A 25,130-nucleotide genomic window follows, 5' to 3' on the forward strand; every position below is an offset into this window, starting at 1 on the left:
CCTTGCTGCGGCGGCAGACGTTCGAGCCGCCGCCGCAGCACGGCTCCACAACGACAAACTGTTGAGGGCGACATCACGGCCTGCTTCAATGAGACCTCGCATCCGGCCCTGGTGGATCGGGTGTGCAGACGAGGGGTCTGGGCATGGATCTGGAGCTTCGCCACCTGCGGATACTGTGCGCCATAGCCGATGCCGGCAGCGTCGCCCGTGCCGGTGCGGTCCTCGGATACTCGCAGCAGGCTCTCAGCGCCCAACTGCATCGCATCGAGCAGCACTTCGGCCGGGCCATATTCGAGCGCAGCCCCGTCGGTGTGCGGCCGACCGGGTACGGCCTGGAGATCCTGGCGCAGGCCCGGGACGTCGTGGTCCGCGCGGACGCGATCAGCAGGATGCCCAAGGAGACGGCCACACCGAGCCGGACCCTGCGGCTGGCCGCCACGAACTCGCCGGTGCTGGCCGGGATGACCGCCCGACTGAGCGACCAACTACCAGGTCTGGGACTGACCGTAAGCAGCGCCTACGCCTCATCCGACATGGTCGAGCGGTTGGAACGCGGCGACCTGGACGCGGCGATCGCCGCGGACTATCCAGGCTTGGAGCTGGGGCACTCGGACGCGGTCGCGCACCGCGGTATCGCGACCGAGCCCACCTTTGTGGCGCTCCCGGCCTGCCATCCGCTGCGCCAGCGCCTGCAAGTGGGGTTGGCTGATCTGGCGGGTGAGGCATGGTTTCTGACCCCCGACGACGGCGCGGGGTGGCCGGGTGTGTTTTACGCGGCCTGTGCGGCTGCGGGATTCACCCCGGTGAAAGTGCACGAGTTCCTCGGAGACCACCGGCAACTCCAGGGAATGATTGCCGCCGGCGTCGGGGTCTCACCGGTGCAGGCCACGTTCCGGCCGGCGGCCGGGGTGATCGTCAAGGCCTTGACCGGCACACCTGTGTGGTGTCGATACGTGCTTGCCTGGCGTCAGGACAGCGTGTCCGCCTCGCTTGCCGAAGCGCTTTTCGCGGCCGCCCGTGCGGCCTACCGGGAGCAGATCGCGCAGTCGCCGCATTTCCAGGCGTGGGTGCTGCGCACATACAAGACGTCGAGCTCGTAGCGATCCGGAATCCGCGCCGTTCAGATGTTGTGACCGCCGGGCGCAAGATGTTGTACCTCAACCCATTGCTTCCCATTCGTCAGGGTGCGATGTTTCATCCCACGCCTCGCCGCTTTCTGGAGGCGTCAGCCACATTCCCTCAAGGAGCACCCGTGCGCCAGCGATCAACCCTGCCCAGAATCGTTGCCGTCGCAGTGACCGCCGCCAGCCTCGTGGTCGGCCTGCTGGCCGCACCGTCGTCGGCGTCCCCGTCAAAGCCATCAGCTCGCACCGGCTCAGTGGCGTCCCACCTGTCTGGGGCCGACACCGGTGCAGCCACGGAACGTCCTGCGTCACGGACCAAGCCACTTGCCGCGGCCCAACGTGGCGCACCTGCGGTGACCATGCCGGGCGCGGGTACTGCCCGGCCGTCCCGAGCCAAGCGGTCCGCGACGGCGACGTCCCCAGCGGCCGTGACGTCGTGCACCACGGCTGACTTCGCCAGCCGCTCCGGCGCCGCCCTGGTCTCCTTCATCACTACCGTGGACTGGTACGCCTGCATCAACCCGCTGTTCGACCTGACCGGATCCGACGCACGCGCCGTATTCCAGGAATCCCAGATGTTCAGCGTGGCCAACGGTGTCGCGAGCGCGGCCGCAAACTACGCCGGTGACGATTCCGCCGGCATCTACGAACTGCTGTACTTCCTGCGCGCCGGCTACTACGTGCAGTCCATCCACCCGGCCGATGTCGGAACCTACGACTCCCGCCTCACCGGCGCGGTCGAGTCCGGGTTCACCACCCTGTTCAACAGCTCCCACGCCAACGACGTCAGCGCCGGCAACGGCGACGTGCTCTACCAGGCGTTCATCGTGACTGACAGCGCGCAGGTGCAGGGCGACTACCTGAACGTCTACCGCCGGTACCTCAACGCCTACAACAGCTCCTGGGACACGTACCCGGCCATGGACCGGGCGCTGAACGCCATCTACACGCCGCTGTGGCGCGGCCCCGGAATCCCGACGTTCGTCACGGCAGTCACCGCCGACCCCGGTATCGCGGACACGCTGAACAGCTTCACGCTCAGCCACCGGGGCCTCCTCGGTGGCGACAACGACGCCCTGGACTGGAACGCCGGCAACGACCTGGCCAACATGCTCCAGATCCCGGCGCTGCAGGCGAAGACACGCCCGCTGGTCAAGGGTCTCCTGGGCGCCTCGTCGGTCACCGGCCCCACGGCGAACCTGTGGGTGCACGTCGCCTTCCGGACCACTGTGGACGATGCCGCCTCGGAGTGCTCCTACTACGGCACCTGCAACCTGGCCGCACAGCTCACCGCCGTCTCACTGCCCAACAGCCAGACCTGTGACAACCGCACCATCAAATCGCAGTCGCTGAGCACGAGCGACGCGGCCGCGGTCTGCACCAGCCTGCGCAACCAGGACCCGTTCTTCCACGGCCTGGTCAAGGACAACGGCCCGATTCCCGGCCAGTACGAGTCCAAGTACACCCTTGCCGTCTGGGCCACCAAGTTCGACTACTCGGTCTACTCCTGGGTGATCTACGGCAACGACACCGACAACGGTGGCGAGACCCTGGACGGCAACCCGTCCGACCCGAACAACATCGTGGTCTCGGTGGAGTACATCAAGTCGCCTGACGACGGCTTCGTCGCCGGAGTGTGGAACCTCAACCACGAGTACACCCACGTCCTGGACGGCGCGTACGACCTGAAGGGCGACTTCGCGACCCAGATTTCCGTCAACGACGTGTGGTGGATCGAGGGTGTGGCCGAGTACGTCTCCTACACCTACCGCAACGTCAGCTACCCCGAGGCGATCACCGCGGCCGGCCAGCACACGTACAAGCTCAGCACGTTGTTCCAGAACAACTACACCGTCGATGACACGGCCCGTACCTACTACTGGGGCTACCTGGCCGTTCGCTACATGTTCGAGAAGCATCCGGCGGACATCAACGCCATGCTCAGCCACTTCCGTACCGGCGACTACACCGGCGGCTACGCGGTCTACAACAACATCGGCACCGCCTACGACGCCGACTTCGACAACTGGCTCACCGCCGTCGCGGGCGGCGGCAGCGGCACGCTGCCGGCTTGCACGGACGCCAATCCCCAAGCCATGGGCCAGAACTGCTCTCGCACCAACCAGTCGGCCGCGGCCGGCGACACCGACTACCTGTGGATCTACCTGCCCACCGGCACCACCACGCTGACCATCACCACCAGTGGCGGCACCGGTAACGCTGACCTGTACTACGACCCCACCACATGGGCGGGCCCGTCCGCCTACACCGCGAAGTCGACAAATTCCGGCAACGCCCAGAACATCACCGTCACCAACACGAGTGCGGGCTATCGGTACATCAGCCTGTACGGCCAGACCGCATTCAGCGGCGTCACCGTGAGCACGCAGTACTGACCACGCAGTACCTCCTGATGCGCGGGGTGGGGCTCCCGACCGGCCCAACAGGTTTCCCAGGACCGACCGGTTGGCAGCTCCACCTCCTGCCTGTGGAACTGTCACCCGTGACCGCCCGCGGGGTGTGCTTGGTCATCGGATTGACCTTTGCTGGAAACAGAAGTCAGGCGGCGGGGTGGATGACGACGTCGTCGAGCCGGGTGCGGGCGTGGACCTTGACGGTGTTGTCGGCGTTGTCCCGCGAGGGCAGCGAGTTGCGGACGGTTCCCTTGGTGCTGTTGGCGTCCACCACGGCGGCGGTACCCTCGCTGATGCCGACCTGGATGCCTCCGGCGGCGTTCCTCAGCTCGGCGTGGCCGCGCGTCATCCGTCCGATCCGGATGGGACAGGTGGCCGCCTCGGCGGTGACACTGCCCTCGGCCACGTCGATGTCGAAGCTGCCGCCGCTGGCCGCCCTGAGATCGACATCGGACACGGCGTGGCCGATCCAGACCCTTCCGGATGTGCCGTGATACCGGACGAGGCCTTCGACCTCGCTGATCCGCAGCCCGGCGGAGACGCCGTCGATCTCGACGGTTCCGGCGACGTGTCCGATCGAGACGCTGCCGGCGGCGAGGGTTCCGTGCAGCGCGGCGACGTGGTCGAGTTGGATCTGTCCCGATGCCACCTCCAGTTCGCAGTCGCCGAACACGCCGTCGGCCTGCACGTCCGACCAGGCGGTGTGCAGGACCAGCCGGGAGCCGACGGGCAGTTCGACCGTGATGGCGACCGAGCCGTTCCTGTCGCCGGCCTTGATCGTCTTGACCGACAGCTGTCCGTCGGAGAAGTCGACCGCGGTCTTCTCGGCGACCTTCACGTCGGTCTTGCTTCCGGCGTTGACGGGCTCGACCAGGACCACGGTGTCCGCCCGTTCGCCGGCGGCGATGCGCACCCGGGCGCCCGCGGTGGACAGCGTGGCGGTGATCGGCTTGGGGGTCTCGAAAGTTGGCATGGCGGTACTTTCACCGGCCGCGCTGACACCGGGCAGTCACCGCGCTGACACCGGTGCCGGGTGGCTATGCGGTCGCGAGCACCAGCACGACGAATGCCGAACCCATCGTCACGAGAACGAATCGCGTGACGATGAGGTAGCGCAGCCAGCTCGGAAAGGCCGCTTCGGCCGCGTCGATGAAGGCCTTCACGTCGAGGTCTCGCACTGCGGCGTCGCCGGACTTCCTGAGCGCCGACTCGGTGAACCGGACGACGAACACCTGGCCCGCGGTGACGACGCCGCCGGCGAGTAACAGCAGAGGCTGAACGACCAGCGACAGGATCCGACCGATCCCGGTGTCGAACGCGTTGAGCGCGGCCAGCGTGCCCATCAGCACGGCGATCGCGAACGGCAGGAGCATCTCGGCGCCGGACTCGGCGAACCGGATTCGGTGCCTGCTCAGGAGTTCGGCTTCGTAGCCCTGACTTTCCACTTGTGCCTCGGCGGCGTGCTGGGCAGCGGTTCCGTGGCGGTAGGCGACGATCGGAACGATCAGGAACGTCGCCGCCAACAGCAACTGCACGACCGAGACGAACTGGTGCGACACAATGCCCCCCTTTGACTTGCACACTGTTCAAGTCGGATGGTAGGGCCGCGCTTGAACAGTGTGCAAGTCTTGGCTTTACGCTGGCGGCATGCCACGTGAGACGTTGACCCGGGAGCAGATCGTCGAAGCCGCCGTGGCGCTGCTGGACGCCGAGGGGATCGACGGGTTGAGCATGCGGCGGCTGGGGGAGCGGCTCGGCAACGCCGCGACGGCGGTCTACTGGCACGTCAAGAGCAAGGACAACCTGATCACGCTGGCCGGTGACGCCGTGTGGGCCGAGGTCGACCTGCCCGATCTCGACGCGGTGGACTGGCGGTCGGCGGCCACGGCGATGGCCAAGGACTTGTTCACGATGATCGTCCGGCATCCGTGGCTGGTACCGGCCATGAGCACCCACCTGATCTACGGGCCTGGCAAGGCGCGCCACGACGATCACTGCCTGGCCCTGTTCGAGGCAGCCGGATTCAGCGGCAGTGACGCGGATCATGCCGCGACGGTGGTGTGCACGTTCGTGCTCGGGACAGCCCTCGCAGCCACGTCCGAGATCGCCTGGCAGACCCGGCTGCGCCGCGCCGGCGGAGACGAACGGGATGTCGTCGAGCGGGTGACCGAAATCGCGCGGCAGTTCCCGAGGCTGCGCGCTCGCAGCGAGACCTGGACAGGCCCGGACACGACACCCGAGCACGAGCTTGAAGCCGGTGTGCGGACGATTCTGGACGGCCTGGCGGCGCGGCTGCCGGCCGGCTCATGAGGTTCGGGCACGGTCTCCTGGTTGGCCCGGGTGCCAGCTGGTGCTGATCCGGGCCATCGCGAGCGGCTGGCAGTGGACGAGGAAGTGCCCGGGACGGCAGCGCCAGGCTTCCTTGGTAGGCGGCGCCGTGGAGCATCGGGCGGCGAATGGTCGACACGGTGGGGTTCCCTCCGGGAGCGGCTCACCGAGACCGCGGCCTACCTCGTCCGGCAGCCGCAAGGACCTCGTCAACACCGCGGCAAGCGACGTTGGGACGGCGTCAGCGGGACACGGCCGACCGCGCCACGCGTGCCACCGTGAGGGCGAACCTCAGTACGGCGGAAGGACGCCAACGTGCACGGCCGCGGTCGCCGGGTTGTGGTGGGAGTGGACGGCTCGCCGGGCAGCCTGCGGGCGGTGGCCGAGGCCAGATCCCGCGGGGCCGCACTCGTCTCGGCGCTGGCCTGGTATCCCGCCGAGGGCGAGATGGTCCATCGACCCGGCGTCGACCGGTATCTGCGGGAACTGCGGGAGTCGTCGGCCTGGCAGCGGCTGACCAAGGCCTGGGACGACGCCCTCGGGGGTGTTCCGCCTGATGTCGACCCGCTGCTGGTCGTCGCCTGTGGCCGGGCCGGGCCGGTCCTGGTCGACATCGCCGACGAGGAGAACGACCTGCTCGTCGTCGGCGCGGGCAGTCGCAATCGGCTGCGCCGGGCCCTGATCCGCTCGGTGCCGCGGTATTGCGCGGCTCGGGCGGGATGCCCGGTGCTGGTCGTGCCGCCCTCGCCACTGACGCCGGCGTGGACACTTACGCGTCCTTGACGGCTCGCGTCCGTTCTTGACGCCGTTCATGCGGCGGCGCTCGATCTTCGCGTTATACAACGACTTTGGTATCAACGGGGTGAGTGTCAGAGGGGGAAGTGACATCGGTGGGCGCTGCCGCCACACCGGTGACGAATCACCGGGAGGCCGAGCTCGCGCTGCGCGAGCTGAGATCGGCCGGGGAACGGGTCGCGGCCGAGCTGGTCGCGGTCGAGGACAGCCCGGGTCGGAGATTCCTGGACGGCGCGATGCTGTCGGGGGTCACGCTGGCCCGGTGGACCGCCGCGAAGACGGTCATGGGTGCGGCGTGGGCGCACTATGCACAGTTTCAGCAGGTGCTCACGGCGGCCGAGGGCACGAAGGACCTGGTCCGGCTGACTACGCTGCTGCGCGGGCCTGCCGTTTCGCTACCCGACCTGCGCCAGGTCACGCTGGCGGAGTTGCTGGAGACGATGACGGCGTCCTGCCGCGAAGTGCGTGAGATCGTGTCGGCGGCCGACGCGGCGTGGTCTCAGGTCGGGACGCTGGACCGATTGGACGAGCGACTGCGCTCGGCGACCGCGATCGCCGACGAGCTCGGCGTCCCGGGCCCGGCCGCGGACACGTTGGCGACGGTTCGCGCGCAGGTGCTGTCGGATCCACTTTCGTTGCCACAGAACGACACTCGACTGGCCGAACTGGATTCGCGGCTGGCCGAGGCGACCGTGGAACTGACCGCGCTACGTCGATTACGTGACGAGGCCGAGCCCCGCATCGCGCAGCTGCGTGAGTCCGTGCGCGGCCTGGCCGCCGCCTTCGACACGACCAGACAGCTCGTCGCGACCGCCCAGGACAAGATCGCCGGCTCACTCAGCCCGCCCGCCGATCCCGTGCCCTCGCTGCGGCTCCGCATCGACGCCCTCGCCGAGACCCGCGATCTGGCCCGACTGGCCCGCGGCATCGAGGACGTCACCCAGGCCATCACCACAGCCGCCGGCCAACTCGACCGCGCCGCCGACAACGCCCGGGAACTGCTGGACCGGCGAGCCGAGCTGCGCGGGCGGCTGGACGCGTACCGGATCAAGGCCGCCCGGCTGGGTCACAGCGAGGATCCGGCGCTCACGAACCTGCACCGCCAGGCCCAGGACCTGCTCTGGCACGCGCCGTGCGACCTCGCCGCGGCCACCAGGGCACTCAACGCCTACCAGCGGGCGATCAGCGACAGGGAGGCGGCGCGATGACCGCGTGCGTCAGGGCCGGCTGCACCGGCACGATCCAGGACGGCTTCTGCGACGAATGCGGCCTCGCGCCCGCCACGCAGAGCCCCACCGACCCGGACCAGGTCAGCACCCGCACCACGGGTTCCCGCCGCGCCTCCAGCCGGTCCAACCGCACCGGCCGCAGCCGCCGGGGACGGCTCGGCGCCGGCCTGGTCGAGGTGCCGGCGGTGCCGTACCGGGACCCGGCCAACGCGGTGCTGGCCAACCCGGAAGTCGCCGAGCACCGCCGGTTCTGCGGCAACTGCGAGGCCCCGGTCGGCCGGGGCAAAGACGGCAGGCCCGGCCGCACCGAGGGCTACTGCACCAAGTGCGGTTCCGGCTACTCGTTCTCGCCCAAGCTGGGCAAGGGCGACGTGGTCGCCGGCCAGTACGAGGTGTTGGGCTGCATCGCCCACGGCGGCCTCGGCTGGCTGTACCTGGCCCAGGACCGCAACGTCAACGGCCGCTGGGTGGTGCTCAAGGGCCTGCTGGACACCGGCGACCCCGAGGCGATGGCCGCCGCGGTGGCCGAGCGGCGGTTCCTGGCCGAGGTGGAGCACCCGAACATCGTCAAGATCTACAACTTCGTCGAGCACCCCGACCCGCGCACCGGGACGATGGTCGGCTACATCGTGATGGAGTACGTCGGCGGCCGCTCGCTCAAGCAGCTGCGGGCCGAGCGGGACGAGCATGACCGGCTCAAGCCGCTGCCGGTCGGCCAGGCCATCGCCTACGCCGTCGAGGTGCTGCCGGCGCTGGGCTACCTGCACGGCCAGGGCCTGCTGTACTGCGACTTCAAGCCGGACAACGTGATCCAGAGCGAGGAGCAGCTCAAGCTGATCGACCTCGGCGCGGTGCGCCGGATCGACGATGAGGACAGCGCCGTCTACAAGACCGACGGCTACTGCGCGCCGGAGCTGTCCGAGCAGGGCCCGTCGGTCGACGCCGATCTGTACACCGTCGGCCGCACCCTGGCGGTCCTGACGTTCAACTTCGACTATGTGGGCGCCTACCGGGACAGCCTGCCCAGTCCGGCCGAGGTGCCGGTGCTGGCCCGGCACGACTCGTTCCACCGGCTGCTGAGCCGGGCCACCGACCGCGACCCGGACCGCCGGTTCGTGTCGGCCGAGGAGATGGGCGAGCAACTGACCGGGGTGCTGCGGGAGGTGATGGCCGCCGAGGACGGCGTGCCGCGGCCGGGCTTCTCCACGCTGTTCACGGTGGAGCGCAAGGTTTTCGGCGCGCACGAGTGGCCGTCTCCGCTGAGTCCGGCGGAGCTGGTGACCGCGCTGCCAGTGCCGCAGGTGGACACCGCCGACCCGGCCGCCGGTCTGCTGGCGACCGTGGCCACCGACGATCCGGCCGGACTGCTGGCCGCCCTGTCCGGGGCGCGACTGTCCACTGTGGAGGTCAAGCTGCGGGTCGCCCGCGCGCATATCGAACTCGGCGACCTGGCCAGCGCCGAGGCGGTGCTGGCCGAGGTGCGCGGCGAGGACGAGTGGGACTGGCGGGTCGACTGGTACCAGGGCCTGGCGGCGCTCGCGGCCAGCGATCCGGCCGAGGCGTATGCGCGGTTCAACGCCGTCTACGACGTCGTGCCCGGCGAGGCCGCGCCGAAGCTGGCCATCGCCGCCGCCCTGGAATGCCAAGGCGACTACGCCGCCGCCGGCCGCTACTACGAGACGGTGTGGCGCACCGACCACAGCCACGTGAGCGCCGCCTTCGGCCTGGCGCGGACCCGGCTGCGCCGGGCCGAGCGGGCCCGCGCGATCGAGGCGCTCGACTCCGTGCCGGCCAGCTCCAGCCACCACCTGGTCGCCCAGTTGGCGGCGATCCGGGCCTGCACGCACGACCGGATACCGGCCGAGATCGTCGAGGACGAGCTGATCGCCGCGGCGAACCGGCTGGAGGCGGTGGAACTCGACGCCGAGCGTCGCGCCCTGGTCTCCGTCGAGGTGCTTGCCTGCGCCCGCGACCGAGCCGCCGCCGGAGTCAGCGCCGCGTCCGGCCGGACCCTGCTCGGCTCGGCGCTGACCGAGATGGGCCTGAGCCGGGGACTGGAGCGCTGCTACCGCGAACTCGCCCGGCTGGCGCCGACCAAGCAGCAGCGCATCGCGCTGGTGGACCTGGCCAACTCGGTGCGACCGCTGACATGGGTGTGACGATGACCTGTGCCCGATGCGGCTCGGCGGTAGCCCCGAGCGACAACTTCTGCGAGCAGTGCGGGCTCGGCCAGCCAACCGGCCGTGACCACGTCGAGATCGACCTCGGGCCGGCCGCCGGCGTCAGCGACCGCGGTCTGGTGCACCACCGCAACGAGGACGCGGTCGCCTTGCAGGTCAAGGACAACACCGTGCTCGCGGTCGTGTCGGACGGGGTGTCCACTTCGGACCTGGCCGACGAGGCGTCGCTGGCGGCCGTGGATGCGGCCATCGAAGTGCTCATGGCCGCCGGCTCGACGGAGAAAGCCGTGGCCGCTGCGGCGGCCGCCGTCGCCGAGTTGCCGATCCGCTACGACGACTCGGCGCCGTCCTGCACCTACGTCTCCGCGGTGATCACGCCGACCGAGGTGACGGTCGGCTGGGTGGGCGACAGCCGCGCCTACTGGATCGGCGCCACCGAGGCGCTGCTCCTGACCGTCGACGACGCCCGCGGCCATGCCCTCACGGCGTGGCTCGGCGCTGACGCCGGTGCGGTCGTCCCGCACATCACCACCTACTTCCCGGCCGGGCCGGGTGTGGTGGTGCTGTGCAGCGACGGCCTGTGGAACTACCTGGGCAGCGCCGACGAACTCGCCGACCGGCTGCGCCCGTTCGCCGCCGCGCCGAATCGGGCCGCGGCCGAGCTGGTGCGCTTCGCCATCGGCATGGGCGGCCACGACAACATCACCGTCGTCGTCGCGCCGCTGCCACCGACCAGCACGAGGAGCGACAGACCATGAGTTTTCAGGTCGACGTCTACCAGAACGAATACCTGACCGCCGGGGCGCGTGAGGTCAACGCCATCGTCACGGTCACGGCGAGCGGCGTCACGGCGGCCCCGACAGCGGCGGCCGAGGTGATCATTATCGACTGCTCAGGATCGATGGAGTACCCGCGAACCAAGCTGGTCGCCGCCAAGCAGGCCACCTGTGCCGCCATCGACGCGCTGCGTGATGGCGTCGCGTTCGCGGTGGTCGCCGGCACCGACACGGCGTCCACCGTGTACCCGTCCGTCGGGCTGGTCGCGGCCGACCAGCGAACCCGTCGCGAGGCCAAGGCGGCCGTGCAGCGGCTGAAGGCCGGCGGCGGCACGGCGATCGGCAGCTGGCTGTCGTTGGCCAACACCCTGTTCCGCGGCCACGAGGACGCCCTGCGGCACGCCATCCTGCTCACCGACGGCCGCAACGAGCACGAGAAGCCGGCCCACCTGGACCGTGTCCTGGCCGAGTGCGAGGGCCGGTTCGTGTGCGACTGCCGTGGCGTCGGCACCGATTGGGAGGTCGCTGAGCTGCGCAAGGTGTCCACCGCGCTGCTCGGCACCGTCGACATCGTGGCCGACCCGGCCGGGCTGGCCGCCGACTTCACGGCGATGACCGCCGACGCGATGGGCAAGGCTGTCGCCGACGTCCGCCTGCGGCTGTGGACGCCGCAGGGTGCGAAGGTCAAGTTCGTCAAGCAGGTCGCGCCGACGATGGTCGACCTGTCCGGTAAGCGTGCCGACACTGGCCCACGGCACGGCGACTACCCGACCGGTTCCTGGGGTTCGGAGACCCGCGACTACCACGTGTGCGTCGAGGTCAACCCCGGCGCGGTGGGCGACGTCATGCTCGCCGGCCGGATCAGCCTGCTCGCCGGCGACGAGGTTCTGGGGCAGGGCAAGGTCAAGGCCGTCTGGACCGACGACGAGGCGTTGTCCACCCGGATCAGCAAGGAAGTCGCCCACTACACCGGGCAGGCCGAGCTCGCGGGCGTGATCCAGGAGGGCATGCAGGCCCGCCGCGCCGGCGACCTGGACCGGGCCACCGCCAAGCTGGGCCGGGCGGTCAAGCTCGCGTCCGAGTCCGGCAACAGCGACACCGCCGCGCTGCTGGCCAAGGTCGTGGACGTGGTCGACCCGGTCACCGGCACTGTGCGGCTCAAGGCCAAGGTCAGCGAGGCCGACGCCATGACGCTGGACACCCGCTCCACCAAGACCTCTCGCGTGCGCAGGGGCTGAGCGATGCCGACCTGTCCGGACGGCCACGACTCGGCCACCGACGACTTCTGCGACGTCTGTGGCCGCCAGATCGGCGCCGCACCCGTTGTGGCCACGGCGGAAAAGCCGTGTCCGGTGTGCGGGGAGCCGGTCACCGGCCGGTTCTGCGAGGGCTGCGGCCACGACATGACCGTCTCGGTGACCACCTGGACGGCCGTGGTCGCCGCCGACCGCGCACACTTCGACTCCGTCACCTCCGCCGACGAGGAACTGGTGTTTCCCCTGGCGCAGCGGGAACGAGTGGTTCCGCTGATGGACGGCGAAGTCCACATCGGACGGAGTGACACGGCGGAGATCGACTTGACCGGCGATCCCGGCGTCTCCCACCGGCACGCGGTGCTGCGCGCCGACCCGGCCGGCGGCTGGACGCTGACCGATCCCGGCTCCACCAACGGAACCACCGTCAACGACGACCCCGACGCCATCGCCGTCGGCACTCCGGTGCCGCTGCGCGACGGCGACCGCATCCATGTCGGGGCATGGACCACCATCACCATCAGGGCAGGCGAGCACGCATGAAATGGACGACACCGCAGTGGATCCGGGCGCTCGCCGCGGGATCCGTGCTGGCGGCGCTGGTACTGGCTGTGGTGCTCGGCAGCGTGTTCGCGAGCGTCCGGGACGGGCTGGGCGTCATCGGCGACCGGGCCGCGCCACAGGTCAGCGCGGCGACCGACCTGTACTTCGCGCTCGGCGACATGGACGCCCAACTGGCCAACGACCTGCTCGCCGGCAACGACCCGACCCTCGCCGCCGACCGCAAGCAGGCGCTGGACACCTACACGCAGCGACGTAACCAGGCCGACGCCGACCTGCAGCAGATCGCGACCGATCCGTCCACTCGGCAATCCGTGCGGGCTGTGCTCGACCAACTCGGCCAGTACGAATCCCTTGCGGCGCAAGTGATCCTGCTCGACCGGAACGGCGCGGCCGGACGGCCCTCCGCCGACGTGCTCGACCTGCACCGTCAGGCCACCGATCTGATGCGCACCACACTGCACTCCGTCGACGCCATCACCAAGTCCAACCACGACCTGCTCAACGCCACCTACCAGAGCGACGTCGACGGCACCGTGACCGCACGAGTGTGGGTGGCGCTGGTCGGGATCGTCACGGTGGCGCTGCTGGTCGCCGGGCAGGTCCACCTGAGGCGGCGGCTGCGCCGGCGGGTCAATCCGGCGCTGCTCCTGGCGACTCTCGTGACGGCCGGGCTCACCGTGGCCGGCGTCGCCGTGCTCGCCGATGAGTCCGGACATCTCACCGTGGCCAAGAGCAACGCGTTCGATTCGATCGTCGCCCTGTCCCAGGCCCGGGCGATCAGCTACGACGCCAACGCCGACGAGAGCCGGTACCTGGTCGACCCGGCCCGCGCCGGCCAGTACCAGCAGGCATTCCTGGACAAGTCCCAGTCGCTGGCCGGCCTGCCCGGCGCCACGATCACCGGGTACGACGCCGCGCTGGACGCCGCACTCAAGGCGTACCAGGAGAACAACTCCGACGTCCGCATCGGCGGGTTCTTCGGCACCGAGCTGAACAACATCACCTTCACCGGCGAACGTGCCGCGGCCGAACGCACCCTCGCCGCGTACCAGCGGTATGAGACGGACGACCGCAGGATCCGCGCCCTCAACGCCGCCGGCGACCTGCACGGCGCGATCGCCCTCGACGTCGGCACCGCCGCCGGGCAGTCCAACGCCGACTTCGCCGGCTATGACAGCGCGCTCACGGCGTTGATTGCCATCAACCAGCGCGCGTTCGACACGGCCATCCGGGACGGAAACGGCGAACTCGGCGGCTGGACCTGGCCCATCCCCGCCGTCGGCGCCCTGCTCGTCGTCGGACTCGTCCTGACCGGGACACGGCCGCGGCTGGCCGAGTACCGCTGAACATCGTCAAGACGACGTGCAGGTTGGCGCGGGCTGCGTAAAGACTTCGTCAGCGGTAGTGCCCGGCATCGTCGGCCGGGCATCAACTTGCCGCGTGTCGATGATGTTTCGCTGGTACGTGCCCGGCCTGCCGGTCCAACGCCGATTACCCGCCGCCGCCTCCGGGGCTCTCGGGTTCGGCGGATACATGATCGCCGCCATGGTGATCTCGCTGGCGCACGACGGCCCTCTGGTCGGCATCGCGCTGCTGGTGACAGGGGCTGGCCTGATGGGGTGGTGGACAACTGTGCCGGGCGCTGTCTGGATCGGTGGACTGGGCTGGTTCTTCTACTCCGGCTTCGTGACCCACGCCCATGGGCAACTCGGTGTCGTCGGGGGCTCTGACGTCGCCATGGCCGGCCTCTTGCTCGGTGCCGCGATGGGTGCGGCCGCCGTCCGTCCCGTGGTCCTACGTCGGCGCGCCCGGATCAAGGGCTCGGTGACGCCACCGTGAGCGCCAGCCGTCTGGACGGCCGTCGACGTCGTTCCTGACGCAAACAACGTCTCAGGCCGCCCGGTCGAGCCGTGGCGGCCGAGGCTGCCCGGTGAGCACGTAGATCATGCGGCGGGCCACCGAAACGGCGTGGTCGGCGTAGCGCTCGTAGTACCGGCTCAGCTGGGCGAGATCCACCGCCGTCGTGACTCCGTAGGGCCAGTCCTCGCTCATCAGCAACGTGAGCAGGTGCCGGTGCTGCTCGTCGACGACGTCGTCACCGCGTTCGACGGACACCGCGGCCGTGAGATCAAGGTTGCGCAGAACCAGTCCGGCCGAGTCCGCTAGCGTGATCGACGTGTGTGCCATGCTCGCCACCGCCGGGCGCAGCTGGGCCGGAAGTACCGGATGCGGGTGTCGGCGCCGGCCGGTCATCGCGACGTGAACGGCCAGGTCACCCATGCGCTCAAGGGTGTCCGCCGTGTGGAGAGCCGCGATGAGCACACGGAGGTCTCCGGCCACCGGCGACTGCAAAGCCAGCAGTGACTGCACCCTGTCCTCGCAGAAAACCCGAGCCTGATCCAACAGCGCGTCGTCGGCGATCACCTGTTCCGCCAGCCTGAGGTCGGCGTTCAACAGTCCCTGAGTAGCGCTGCGCATCGCGTCGACGGCGAGGTCGCACATCGTCGCGAGGTGGCCGACGCACTGGTCGAGCTGTGCTCGAAATACCGTACGCATGCCGGCCAGCCTAAGGGATCCATTGTGTGGCAGAGGATCCACTTACGCCACCACTACGCGGAGCGGCGTGACCGCAGCGCCGTGAACGCCAGCAGGATGACCAGCAGGACGGCGAAGAACACCCCGAGACCGACCCGGCCGGCGCTGACGCCGCCCGCCGCTCCCATGAGAAGTCCGAACGAGAGTGGTGCCCACATGTCGACTCCTTCCCGTTGACGCACAGCGAACATATCGTCACGGGATCGGCTCCGCTGTTCGGATTCCGTCAATAACGGGCGTTCTGCTTCGCGCAACGCCTTACCATCGTGAGGTTCAGGGGAGCCGGGAAGCCTGGTCGGCGTCGGGATGACGACGCGCCGGCCGAGGGAGTTGGCTCCAGTGACCTGGTTCGTGACCCGCCGACTGAGGTTCGGCGACGAGGAAGTCCACCGGGTCGGTGTGCAGCGGGGCTTGCGGGTTCCCCTACCGGCCGGGGCTTCACTGCGCGCCCATCGCTACTTTCCCCGGGGCGCGACGGATGTGCCGCTGGTGGTGCTGACCGGCAAGCTCGACAGCTGCCAGAAGGACCACGCGCCACTGGCCAGGGCGATCGCCGCGCGCGGCTATCAGGTCCTGGTGCACGCCGCGCCGATCGACGAGGACGAGCGTGGCGCGGTCCTGGCCTGGCTGTGCGACCAGCCCTGGTTTCCCGGCACGGTGACCCCGTTGCCCGCCATCTGAGCGGGAAGTGGCGGGGTGGGAGCTCCACCCCGCCACCGATCGTCAGGAAGCGCCCGGCCGGCGGCCGTGGTTGGCCTTGGACTTGCGCCGGGAACGCTTCTTCCTGGCCCGCTTGGACATCGCGGTTCCTCTCGGTCAGAGTTGCCCGGTCAGCCGGGCGCTGAGCTTGTCCAGCCGCTGCATCGCGCGGCGGTCGCCGATCATCGGGGACGGCGTGCCGGGCAGCAGCTCGTCGTAGTAGGCGCCGTTGAGGACCTGGGTGTCCGACGAACACATCCGGGCCACGACCGCCGCCGCGTCGGTGACCGGTCGGCCGACGTGGCTGTAGAGCGGGAGCAAGCCGGTGTCGACAATGCCGGGGTGCACACTGATCGCGGTCAGGCCATGCGGCCCGAACTCGGCCAGGCCCTTGGTGAACAGCGTGAGCGCCAGTTTCGACTGGGCGTACACGGCATGCCGCGAGTAGTGCTGGGACCGGTTCAGGTCCGTCCAGTTGAGACTGCCGCTGCGGTGCAGCGAGGAGGAGACGTTGACCACGCGCGGTTTCCCGGTCGCGACGAGCGCCGGTTCGAGCAGTCGGGTGAGCAGGTACGGGGCGAGGTAGTTGACCTGGAACGTCAGCTCATGGCCGTCACGGGTGAGCGTGCGGCCTTCGGGGGCGGCAACGGCGGCGTTGTTGACCAGCACGTCGACGCGAGGGTGCCCGGCCATGACGAACCGGGCCATCGCGGCGACCTCGTCGAGGTCGGCGAGGTCCGCCGCGGTGACGCTGAGCAGCAGCGGGTCCACCCCGCCCTTGACCAGGCGTTCCTGCGCGTCCTCGGCATCCTGTGCGGTCCGGGCGTGCAGCACGACGTGGGCGTGCTCGTCGACGACCAGCCGGCGGGCCGTCTCGTAGCCGATGCCGCCGGCGGCGCCGGTGACCAGCACCGTGCGCCCGGCGGATTGAGTTGTGGACATGTCCCATCCAATGAGGTGTGCGGATACGCACGAGAAGCTGTTGCCAGCAGGGGAGAAGCCACCCGGCACCGGGTGGCGGGAGAAGAGGTCAGCGGGCCGGGGTACTCGGCGGCTGATCCTCGTGGCGCAGCCCGCCGACCGGCGCGGTCGGCCAGCAGGGCACGCGCCGCGGACGGATGCTCATGACTGTCAATCCAACGGGCAACGGCGCCACCAGCACAATGAGGGCGCGCCCGACAGTACGACGTCTTAACGGCCTTGCCGGGTTCTTCCCCCGCCGTGGCGTCAAGATCGTGTAAAAGTCGGCCTGGATCGGCGTCAAGACGCAGCACCCTGTCAGCCGAGGCGGTCCGGCGGAGGACCGCGACCGAGCGAGGGCTGACGACATGGAGTCAGACAGGCCGACCACCCGCCGTCGGGGGGAACTGCGGATCTACCTGGGTGCGGCGCCCGGAGTCGGCAAGACGTTCGCGATGCTCGGTGAGGCGCGCAGGCGAATCGAGCGCGGCACCGACGTGGTCGTCGCGTTGGTGGAGACCCACGGCCGGGAGAAGACCGCGGAGCTGCTGGACGGCCTGGAGATCGTGCCGCGCAGGACGTTGCGCCACCGCGGCGTCGAGTTCCAGGAGATGGACGTCGACGCGGTGCTGGCGCGCAGGCCGGAGGTCGCGCTGGTCGACGAGCTGGCGCACACCAACGTGGCCGGCTCGCGCAACGAGAAGCGCTGGCAGGACGTCGAGGAGCTGCTGGACGCGGGTGTCGACGTGCTGTCGACGGTGAACGTGCAGCACCTGGAGAGCCTCAACGACGTCGTGGAGCGGATCACCGGGGTTCGGCAGCAGGAGACCGTTCCCGACGAGATGGTGCGCAAGGCCGAGCAGATCGAGCTGGTCGACATCACGCCGGAGGCGCTGCGCCGGCGACTCGCGCACGGCAACGTCTACAAGGCCAACAAGATCGATGCGGCGCTGGGCAACTACTTCCGGGTCGGCAACCTCACCGCGCTGCGCGAGCTGGCATTGCTGTGGGTGGCCGACCAGGTGGACGTGGCGCTGCAGCGGTACCGGTCCGAGCAGAAGATCACCGAGACCTGGGAGACTCGCGAGCGGGTGGTGGTGGCGATCACCGGCGGGCCGGAGAGCGAGACCCTGCTCCGCCGGGCGCGCCGGATCGCGACCAGGGCCGGTGCGGACCTGTTGGTGCTGCACATTCTGCGCGGTGACGGTCTGGCCGGTGTTCCCGCGGACACGATCGCGAAGTACCGGCGGCTGGCCGAGGACGTCGGCGCGACCTTCCACACCGTGGTCGGCGACGACGTGCCGACCGCGCTGCTGGACTTCGCCCGCGGCGTCAACGCCACCCAGCTGGTGCTGGGCACCTCCCGGCGATCGAGGTTCGCCCGGCTGTTCGAGGAGGGCATCGGCGCGACTACCGTGCAGGATTCCGGGCCGATCGACGTGCACATGGTCACCCACAGCGAGACCCGCCGGGGTGCGCGGTGGCGGCCGAGCCGCAGCCCGCTGCCGAGGCCACGGCTGATGCTGGGCTGGGGACTCGCGGTCCTGCTGCCGGTGGTCGCCACCGTGGTCGGGCTGCTGCTTCGGTCGACGCTGATCCTGTCCACCAACGTGATCGACTACTTGCTGGCCACGATGCTGGTCGCGGTGGTCGGCGGGCTCGGGCCGGCCGTGTTCGCCGCGATCCTCGGCGGCCTGTTGCTGGACTACTTCTTCACCGAGCCGCTCTACACACTCAGCGTCGACGCGCAGACCAACGTGATCACCCTGGTCGCGATGACGGTGATCGGCGTGACCGTCGCCCTGGTGGTGGACAACGCGACCCGACGGGCGACCCAGGCGGCGCGGGCCCGCACCGAGGCGGCTCTGCTCGCCTCCTACACCGGCATCGTGCTCACCAGCTCGTCCCCGTTGGTGCGGTTGCTGGAGAAGGTGCGCGAGAACTTCGGGCTCAGTTCCGTCGCGCTGTTGGAGAAACGGCACGGGGAGTGGGAGCGGGTGGCCTGCGTCGGACCGCGGCCCTGTGATGAGCCCGACGACGCCGACGCGGACATTCCAGTGACACCGGAGGTTCATCTGGCGCTGCGTGGGCGGGCTCTGCCGGCGGCGGACCGGCGCGTGCTGGAGGCGGCGGCGGGCCAGGCGCTGCTGGCACTGCGGCAGCAGCGCCTGGCGGCGCAGACCACCGAGGCGGAACGCCGCGCGAACGCCACCGAGCTGCGCACCGCGTTGCTCTCGGCGGTCGGACATGACCTGCGCACGCCACTGACCTCGATCAAGGCCGCGATCGACGGTCTGCGGGAACCGCAGCTGCAACTGTCCACCGAGGACACCGAAGAGTTGCTGGCCACTGCTGCGGAATCGACCGACCGGCTGTCGGGCCTCGTCGACAACCTGCTCGATTCCTCGCGGCTGGCCACCGGTGCGGTGCACCCCCGACTCACGCCCGTCGGCTACGACGAGGTCGTCGCCCGCGCACTGTCCGGTCTGGATGATCGCCACCGGGTCGAGGTCGAGGTGGACGAGCAGTTGCCCCGTGTGCTCGCCGATGTCGGACTGCTGGAACGGGTGATCGCCAACGTGGTCGACAACGCGTTGCGCCACGGCAAGGCAGTGCGGAAGAAGGGCCTGCCGGACAGCCCCGGCGAACCCGAGGTCGCGGTCCGGGCCAGCGCCGACCAGGGGCGAGTCGAACTCCGTGTCGTCGATCACGGACAGGGCTTGCCCAAGGGCGCGGCCGAGACGGCGTTCGCGCCTTTCCAACGACTCGGCGACCGGGAGACCACTACGGGGATCGGACTCGGTCTCAGCGTCGCCAAGGGGTTCGCCGAAGCCATGGGCGGGACCGTCAGCGCCGAGGACACGCCCGGCGGTGGGCTGACCGTCGTCATATCGTTGCCCGCCTACAGCGGCTGAGAGTGCGCGCCGGTATCGTCCGGCATGGCGCGCCGGACCTCCAGCGCCTTTGTGAAGGAGGGTCACGGTGACCAGTCAGGGCACGACAAACGCTGAATCCGCGTCAGGCTCGCCGGCGGAACACGGTCCGGGCGCACAGGGCGCGGTGCGGCCCGCGCTGGTGATCGGAGCGCTCGGCGTGGTGTTCGGCGATATCGGGACCAGCCCGATCTACACCCTGCAGACCGTCTTCAACCCCAGCGACCCCCATCCCGTCCCGATCACTTCCGACAGCGTGTTCGGCGTGGTGTCGCTCGTGTTCTGGTCGGTGATGATCATCGTCACAGTCACCTATGTGCTGCTGGCGATGCGCGCCGACAACGACGGCGAGGGCGGAATCATGGCGTTGATCACGCTGCTGCGGCGCTGGAGCGCGCAGCCTGGGCGGCGGGTCGCACTTGTGCTGGCGGCGCTGGGCATCTTCGGGGCCGCGCTGTTCTTCGGCGACAGCATGATCACCCCCGCGATCTCGGTGCTGTCCGCGGTCGAGGGACTCAAGGTCGTGGAGCCGTCGCTGGACGCGCTGGTCGTGCCGCTCACCGCGGTGATCATCGTGGGGCTGTTCCTGGTGCAGCGCCGGGGCACCGCGGCGGTGGGCCGGATGTTCGGGCCGGTGATGATCGCGTGGTTCCTGGCCATCGGCGCGTTCGGCGTGGTCGGCATCGTCGGCCACCCGGAGATCCTCAAGGCGTTGTCGCCGACCTACGCGCTGGAGTTCATGGTCGGCCATTTCGGCACCGCGTTCTTCGCCCTGGCCGGGATCGTGCTCGCGGTCACCGGCGCCGAGGCGCTGTACGCCGACATGGGGCACTTCGGCCGCCGGCCGATCACCCGCGCCTGGCTGTTCCTCGTGTTCCCCGCGTGCGTGCTGAGCTACCTGGGCCAGGGCGCCCTGATTCTCGCGGATCCGGGCAACGTCAGCAGCCCGTTCTTCCTGCTCGTGCCCGAGTGGGGGCGACTGGTGATGGTCCTGCTGGCCACGGCGGCCACGGTGATCGCCTCCCAGGCGGTGATCACCGGCGCCTACTCGGTCGCGTCCCAGGCCGCGCAGCTGGGCTACCTGCCCCGGTTGCGGGTCGCCTACACCTCAGCGTCCACGATGGGCCAGATCTACGTGCCGTGGATCAACTGGTTGTTGATGGTGTCGGTGCTGACCCTGGTGTTCGCCTTCCGTAGTTCCGAGGCGTTGGCCTTCGCCTTCGGCATGGCGGTGACCGGCACGATCACCATCACCACACTGCTGTTCTTCTTCGTCGCCCGCTGGAAGTGGGGTGCGCCCCGATGGCTGGTCGGCCTCGGTGCGGCCGTGTTGCTGCTGGTGGACCTGCTGTTCGTCGGGGCCAACCTGACCAAGCTGATTCACGGCGCGTGGCTGCCGCTGCTGATCGGCCTCACCGCGTTCACTGTCATGACCACCTGGCAGCGCGGCCGCGAGATCGTCACCGCGGAGCGCGAACGGCGCGAGGGGTCGCTGCGCGAGTTCGTCGACAACCTGCGCCAGCGGAGACTGTCGACGCAACGGGTGCCCGGCACGGCCGTCTTCCTCAACCGCGGCACCCAGACCGCGCCGCTGGCCATGCGGGCCAACGTCGAGCACAACCACGTTCGGCATGAGCACGTGGTGATCATCGCGATCGAGACCAAGCCCGTTCCCCGCGTCCCGGCTGCCGAGCGGACCGTGGTCGACGACCTCGGCTACGGCGATGACGGGATCACCCACGTCACCGCCCGCTTCGGATACATGGAAACACCGGACGTGCCCGGCGCGCTGAGGATGCTCGACCCGGCCGCGACCGAAGGGCAGCTGCAGCTCGACGAGGCGTCCTACTTCCTGTCCAAGATCGAACTTCAGCGTGGGCAGGCGCCGACGATGGCCGCCTGGCGCAAGCGACTGTTCATCGCCACCTCCTACATCACCGCCGACGCGGCCGAATACTTCGGTCTGCCACGTGACCGCACGGTCATCATGGGCTCGCACATCGAGGTGTGAGCGAACTGCGGTGAAGGAGCCGGTGTAGGCCCGGCGTGCAACCGGCAGGAGTTGCCCGTCATCAACGACGCAGCGCCGCCGTAGGCCGATCAACAGCGAGCTTGGCGGGTGACGTTCACTGGCACGGCGGTGGTGGCCGCCCGCGCGGTGCACTACGCAGGGATCATGGCTGACTCCGACATCCTCACCGCGAAGATCAACTATGGGTTTGACCATCTCGACGTGGACGGCGACGGCCGGCTCACCGAACACGATCACGTGTTGATGGGGCAACGGGTCGCGGCGGCGTTGGGCCATGAACCCGGGTCCGAGGCCGAGGCTGGGATCATCGCGGCGTACCTGCGGATCTGGCGGGACCTGCATCTGCCGCACATCCCGGGCGGCGGCACGGAGATTTCCAAGGAGCAGTTCCTGCGGTCGACCCTGACGCTGGCCACCGACCCGGCCGCCGCCCAAGCGACGGTCGGCGCACTGGCTGAGGCGTTCCTGGCGATCGCCGACACCGATCACGACGGCGAGGTCGACATCGCCGAGTTCCGGAACTTTGTCGCCGGCCATTTCCCGGGGCTGAGCGACGCCGAGGTCCACGACGCGTTCGCTCACCTGGACACCGACGGCGACGGTCACCTGTCCACCGAGGAATTCACGCGGGCGACCGTCGAGTACTGGTCCAGCGCCGACCCCGATGCGCCGGGCAACTGGTGGATGGGTACGCCGATCTATCTTCGGTGAAAGGGCCTGACGGAGACCTTGTGGGTGCCGGAAACCACGTCATGGGGACTGACCTGGTGTTTGTGGCGTGACGGGATGAGGTTGACGGGGTGGTGCCGTGGTCCATGATCACATCTTGTGATCATCCGGCTTCTGTTTCCGCGGCGGCGCACCTGTCTGTGCGGGGGCAGCTGCGCAGCAGCCGTACTGCGGCGCGGTGAGCATTTCTATCCAGGCGTCGGGTCCATGAGGGCTGTGCGGGACTTTCCAGCGTGCTGTGCACGGTCAGCGGTCACCCTGTGCTGGGATCGCTGACCGCGGTGCTGCGCGTCGCCGTCTTGCCGCTTCGGGCGAGGGTGGGTGGCCGTGTTTCGGTCTCGCCCGGTCGACAGTGAGCTCGGCCCGTCGTCATCCGCGTCTCGTCCGGGCGCGATGACGTCGCCGTTGCCGTGCTCACCGTGTTTGCTCGCCGGATTAATCGGTGGCGGATCGTCTGCCGCGATCGTTGTTGTGGGCATGGTCGGAATGGCCACGTCCTGTCGCGCCCGAACCGCACCTGTGGTCGCCAGCCCGACCGGCGCTGAGGATGACAGGCTCGGCGACGTCGAGGTCCCGGGCGCTGGTGGACCGCCGGTGGGCGCAGAACAGGAGAAGCACCAGTCATCTCCTGGCGGGACGGCCGTGTATGGGGCGACGACGCCGGCAACCATCAGCGCGAGACCGCTGATTCCGGCGGTGCACGACATGACGGTCGAGCGTCTCGTGCGGTGGTTGCCGCGGTCCCGGTCAGACATTCGAGTGATCCTCACATGTGCTGAAGACAGCAACGCCGAGTATACGAAGATCGACCCATGTCCGGAACCGACGCTGGTGTGAATCGCGCATTGTGACGACCGCGTGCTCCGACCGTGTCGATGTCGTCGTCACGCCACCGGAGAAGCCGGTGTGCGGCCGCCTCAGTGGTATCACGTCACATCTACATTACTGTAGTTGTTAGGTGAGGCTTGCCTGGGTTACGGTGTGCGCCGCTTGGGGGCACACCGTCGACCTCAGGGAGTCACATCCATGTCATCCGCGCAGATCGCCCTGCTCGGTGCCATCGCTGGCTTCACCATCTACCTCGGCCTGCCGATCGGCCGGCTGCGCGCGCCGATGCCGCGCCTGCGGGCCGGGTTGAACGCCGTCGCGATCGGCATCCTGACGTTCCTGCTCTGGGACGTGCTCACCCACGCGTGGGAGCCCATCGACGAGGCACTCGGCCACCAGGAAATCGGGTCCGCGCTGGGCAACGGCGCCGTGCTCGCGGTCTGCCTCGGCGCCGGGCTGCTCGGGCTGGTCTACTTCGACCGCTGGTCGGCCCGCCGGGCGGCCCGTCCCGGTCCCGGCGCCGCCGCCGTCAGCGAGCTCGCCGCCGGCACGTGGCGCAGCGCCTCCGGGGAACTGGCGCTGATGATCGCCGTCGGCATCGGGCTGCACAACTTCGCCGAGGGTCTGGCCATCGGCAACTCCGCCGCCCAGGGCCAGCTGGCGCTGGCGGTGCTGCTGATCATCGGGTTCGGCCTGCACAACGCCACCGAGGGCTTCGGCATCGTCGCCCCGCTCACCGGCAGCCGGCCGTCCTGGCGCTTCCTCGCGCTGCTCGGCCTGATCGGCGGCGGACCCACCTTCGTCGGCACGCTGGTCGGCCAGAGCTTCGTCAACGACACCCTGTCCATCGCGTTTCTGGGGCTGGCTGCCGGTTCGATCCTCTACGTCGTGATCGAGCTGCTCGCGGTCGCCCGCAAGGCGGCGTTGAAGGAGATCACCACCTGGGGCGTGTTCGTGGGCCTGCTGCTGGGCTTCGCGACTGACGCCATCGTCACTGCGGCTGGAGCGTGACTGGAGCGGGTGGCGTGATCCGGGTCGAGGGCCGGATCACGCCACCAGACGCGGGTCGATGTCAGGCGGGTTCGCGGCCGAGCAGCGTGGCGCGGCGGTAGAAGTCGCGGCGACCGTCGAAGATCGGCTTGGTGACGGCGAGCGTGTGCTCGTCGTCGCCGATCATCATCAAGGTCTGCGCCGATGTGACCGAGCACGTGGCGGCGATCGAGGTCAGTGACCACGGGCCCGGCTTCGATCCCGATTTCCTGCCGCGGGCGTTCGACCGGTTCACCCGTGCCGACGCCCGCGCCGGCGGCGGCATCGGGCCGGGGTTTCCACGTGGACCAGGTCTCGGTGCACGTCGGCTCAGCCAGGCTGCTCGACCACGTCACCGCCGACGTCCCGAGTGGACAGTGCACTGAGATCCCGCGGCCGGACCGGTCGTTCTCGGCCGAGCACAGACGTCCTTGTTCGGCACTGCAAGAAGCCGGTCGTGGGCAGGGGGAGAACAGCAGTCTCACCACCACGGTCAAACCGATCACCGCGAGTGTGCCTTGCGCTCAGTCGTGAGGAGTCGAGCAGTCCTCACCTATGTCCGGGAGCGACATGGCCACAGCCCTCGGGCAGGTTTGGCTTCTCCGGCTTGACCGTAATGGCTCCGTGACCGCGTCCCAGCTCCGTCCGGAGCGCAGGCCGAG

The 25,130-nt window shown here is 69.4% G+C and carries 23 protein-coding genes; 17 read left to right on the top strand and 6 right to left on the bottom strand.

What is annotated here, in order from left to right; all coding sequences use genetic code 11:
* Window positions 1–143: 143 nt before the first annotated feature.
* Window positions 144–1,100, top strand: a complete 957-nt coding sequence (locus tag JJ691_RS10520; RefSeq protein WP_211768592.1) for a LysR family transcriptional regulator — start codon at window positions 144–146, stop codon at window positions 1,098–1,100.
* Between the two features lie 452 nt (window positions 1,101–1,552).
* Window positions 1,553–3,520 carry a collagenase gene (locus JJ691_RS10525; protein ID WP_211768593.1) on the top strand — a complete coding sequence of 656 codons (1,968 nt, stop codon included), beginning with the start codon at window positions 1,553–1,555 and terminating at the stop codon, window positions 3,518–3,520.
* A 163-nt stretch (window positions 3,521–3,683) separates the two neighbouring features.
* Here JJ691_RS10525 and JJ691_RS10530 read toward each other — a convergent pair whose 3' ends face one another.
* Entirely contained in the window at window positions 3,684–4,511 is an 828-nt protein-coding gene (locus JJ691_RS10530; protein WP_211768594.1) for a DUF4097 family beta strand repeat-containing protein, read from the bottom strand.
* 64 nt (window positions 4,512–4,575) lie between these two features.
* Window positions 4,576–5,061, bottom strand: coding sequence for a hypothetical protein (locus JJ691_RS10535; RefSeq protein ID WP_211768595.1), 486 nt, complete (start codon window positions 5,059–5,061; stop codon window positions 4,576–4,578).
* Between the two features lie 124 nt (window positions 5,062–5,185).
* On the opposite strand from JJ691_RS10535, the gene JJ691_RS10540 reads away from it, so the two are divergent.
* The 9 genes from JJ691_RS10540 to JJ691_RS10580 all read left to right on the top strand — a co-directional run bounded on the left by JJ691_RS10540 (window position 5,186) and on the right by JJ691_RS10580 (window position 14,502).
* Complete coding sequence (locus JJ691_RS10540; protein ID WP_211768596.1) at window positions 5,186–5,848, top strand: TetR/AcrR family transcriptional regulator; 663 nt, start codon at window positions 5,186–5,188, stop codon at window positions 5,846–5,848.
* A 333-nt stretch (window positions 5,849–6,181) separates the two neighbouring features.
* A complete protein-coding gene (locus tag JJ691_RS10545) occupies window positions 6,182–6,649 on the top strand; it encodes a universal stress protein (protein WP_211768597.1) in 468 nt (155 codons plus the stop codon).
* Window positions 6,650–6,756: 107 nt separating this feature from the next.
* Window positions 6,757–7,869, top strand: coding sequence for a hypothetical protein (locus tag JJ691_RS10550; protein WP_211768598.1), 1,113 nt, complete (start codon window positions 6,757–6,759; stop codon window positions 7,867–7,869).
* The gene (locus JJ691_RS10555) at window positions 7,866–10,049 is read left to right on the top strand and encodes a serine/threonine-protein kinase (RefSeq protein ID WP_211768599.1); all 2,184 of its coding nucleotides are present in this window, start codon (window positions 7,866–7,868) and stop codon (window positions 10,047–10,049) included. Before JJ691_RS10550 ends, JJ691_RS10555 begins: the two co-directional genes overlap by 4 nt.
* 2 nt (window positions 10,050–10,051) lie before the next feature.
* Window positions 10,052–10,828 (top strand): protein phosphatase 2C domain-containing protein, encoded by a 777-nt coding sequence (locus JJ691_RS10560; protein WP_211768600.1) that lies wholly within the window; start codon window positions 10,052–10,054, stop codon window positions 10,826–10,828.
* A complete protein-coding gene (locus tag JJ691_RS10565; RefSeq protein WP_211768601.1) occupies window positions 10,825–12,084 on the top strand; it encodes a vWA domain-containing protein in 1,260 nt (419 codons plus the stop codon). Before JJ691_RS10560 ends, JJ691_RS10565 begins: the two co-directional genes overlap by 4 nt.
* A gap of 3 nt (window positions 12,085–12,087) precedes the next feature.
* Complete coding sequence (locus tag JJ691_RS52175) at window positions 12,088–12,642, top strand: FHA domain-containing protein (protein ID WP_211768602.1); 555 nt, start codon at window positions 12,088–12,090, stop codon at window positions 12,640–12,642.
* Window positions 12,639–14,009 (top strand): hypothetical protein, encoded by a 1,371-nt coding sequence (locus tag JJ691_RS10575; RefSeq protein WP_211768603.1) that lies wholly within the window; start codon window positions 12,639–12,641, stop codon window positions 14,007–14,009. The genes JJ691_RS52175 and JJ691_RS10575 overlap by 4 nt, the downstream gene beginning before the upstream one ends.
* Window positions 14,010–14,103: 94 nt before the next feature.
* Window positions 14,104–14,502: a hypothetical protein gene (locus tag JJ691_RS10580; protein ID WP_211768604.1), complete on the top strand. Its 399-nt coding sequence runs from the start codon at window positions 14,104–14,106 to the stop codon at window positions 14,500–14,502.
* A gap of 51 nt (window positions 14,503–14,553) precedes the next feature.
* On the opposite strand, the gene phoU is transcribed toward JJ691_RS10580, so the two are convergent.
* Window positions 14,554–15,219: a phosphate signaling complex protein PhoU gene (phoU, locus tag JJ691_RS10585; protein WP_211768605.1), complete on the bottom strand. Its 666-nt coding sequence runs from the start codon at window positions 15,217–15,219 to the stop codon at window positions 14,554–14,556.
* A gap of 53 nt (window positions 15,220–15,272) precedes the next feature.
* The gene (locus tag JJ691_RS10590) at window positions 15,273–15,416 is read right to left on the bottom strand and encodes a hypothetical protein (protein WP_211768606.1); all 144 of its coding nucleotides are present in this window, start codon (window positions 15,414–15,416) and stop codon (window positions 15,273–15,275) included.
* A 181-nt stretch (window positions 15,417–15,597) separates the two neighbouring features.
* On the opposite strand from JJ691_RS10590, the gene JJ691_RS10595 reads away from it, so the two are divergent.
* On the top strand, window positions 15,598–15,939 hold the full coding sequence (locus tag JJ691_RS10595) for a hypothetical protein (protein WP_211768607.1): 342 nt from the start codon (window positions 15,598–15,600) through the stop codon (window positions 15,937–15,939).
* Between the two features lie 42 nt (window positions 15,940–15,981).
* On the opposite strand, the gene JJ691_RS53300 is transcribed toward JJ691_RS10595, so the two are convergent.
* Together JJ691_RS53300 and JJ691_RS10600 are read right to left on the bottom strand one after the other, a co-directional pair.
* Complete coding sequence (locus JJ691_RS53300; protein ID WP_442912771.1) at window positions 15,982–16,059, bottom strand: 50S ribosomal protein bL37; 78 nt, start codon at window positions 16,057–16,059, stop codon at window positions 15,982–15,984.
* A 15-nt stretch (window positions 16,060–16,074) separates the two neighbouring features.
* On the bottom strand, window positions 16,075–16,899 hold the full coding sequence (locus JJ691_RS10600; protein WP_211768608.1) for an SDR family NAD(P)-dependent oxidoreductase: 825 nt from the start codon (window positions 16,897–16,899) through the stop codon (window positions 16,075–16,077).
* A 386-nt stretch (window positions 16,900–17,285) separates the two neighbouring features.
* Between JJ691_RS10600 and JJ691_RS10605 the strand changes: the two genes are divergently transcribed.
* The 5 genes from JJ691_RS10605 to JJ691_RS53230 all read left to right on the top strand — a co-directional run bounded on the left by JJ691_RS10605 (window position 17,286) and on the right by JJ691_RS53230 (window position 24,854).
* Window positions 17,286–19,832, top strand: a complete 2,547-nt coding sequence (locus tag JJ691_RS10605; RefSeq protein WP_211768609.1) for a sensor histidine kinase — start codon at window positions 17,286–17,288, stop codon at window positions 19,830–19,832.
* 67 nt (window positions 19,833–19,899) lie between these two features.
* Window positions 19,900–21,861 carry a potassium transporter Kup gene (locus JJ691_RS10610; RefSeq protein ID WP_211768610.1) on the top strand — a complete coding sequence of 654 codons (1,962 nt, stop codon included), beginning with the start codon at window positions 19,900–19,902 and terminating at the stop codon, window positions 21,859–21,861.
* 108 nt (window positions 21,862–21,969) lie between these two features.
* Window positions 21,970–22,593, top strand: coding sequence for an EF-hand domain-containing protein (locus JJ691_RS10615; protein ID WP_249227819.1), 624 nt, complete (start codon window positions 21,970–21,972; stop codon window positions 22,591–22,593).
* A gap of 1,044 nt (window positions 22,594–23,637) precedes the next feature.
* Entirely contained in the window at window positions 23,638–24,450 is an 813-nt protein-coding gene (locus tag JJ691_RS10620; protein ID WP_211768611.1) for a ZIP family metal transporter, read from the top strand.
* A gap of 197 nt (window positions 24,451–24,647) precedes the next feature.
* Entirely contained in the window at window positions 24,648–24,854 is a 207-nt protein-coding gene (locus tag JJ691_RS53230; protein ID WP_331474460.1) for an ATP-binding protein, read from the top strand.
* The last annotated feature ends 276 nt before the right edge of the window (window positions 24,855–25,130 follow it).

Source organism: Kutzneria sp. CA-103260 (assembly GCF_018263855.1).
Classification (GTDB): domain Bacteria; phylum Actinomycetota; class Actinomycetes; order Mycobacteriales; family Pseudonocardiaceae; genus Kutzneria.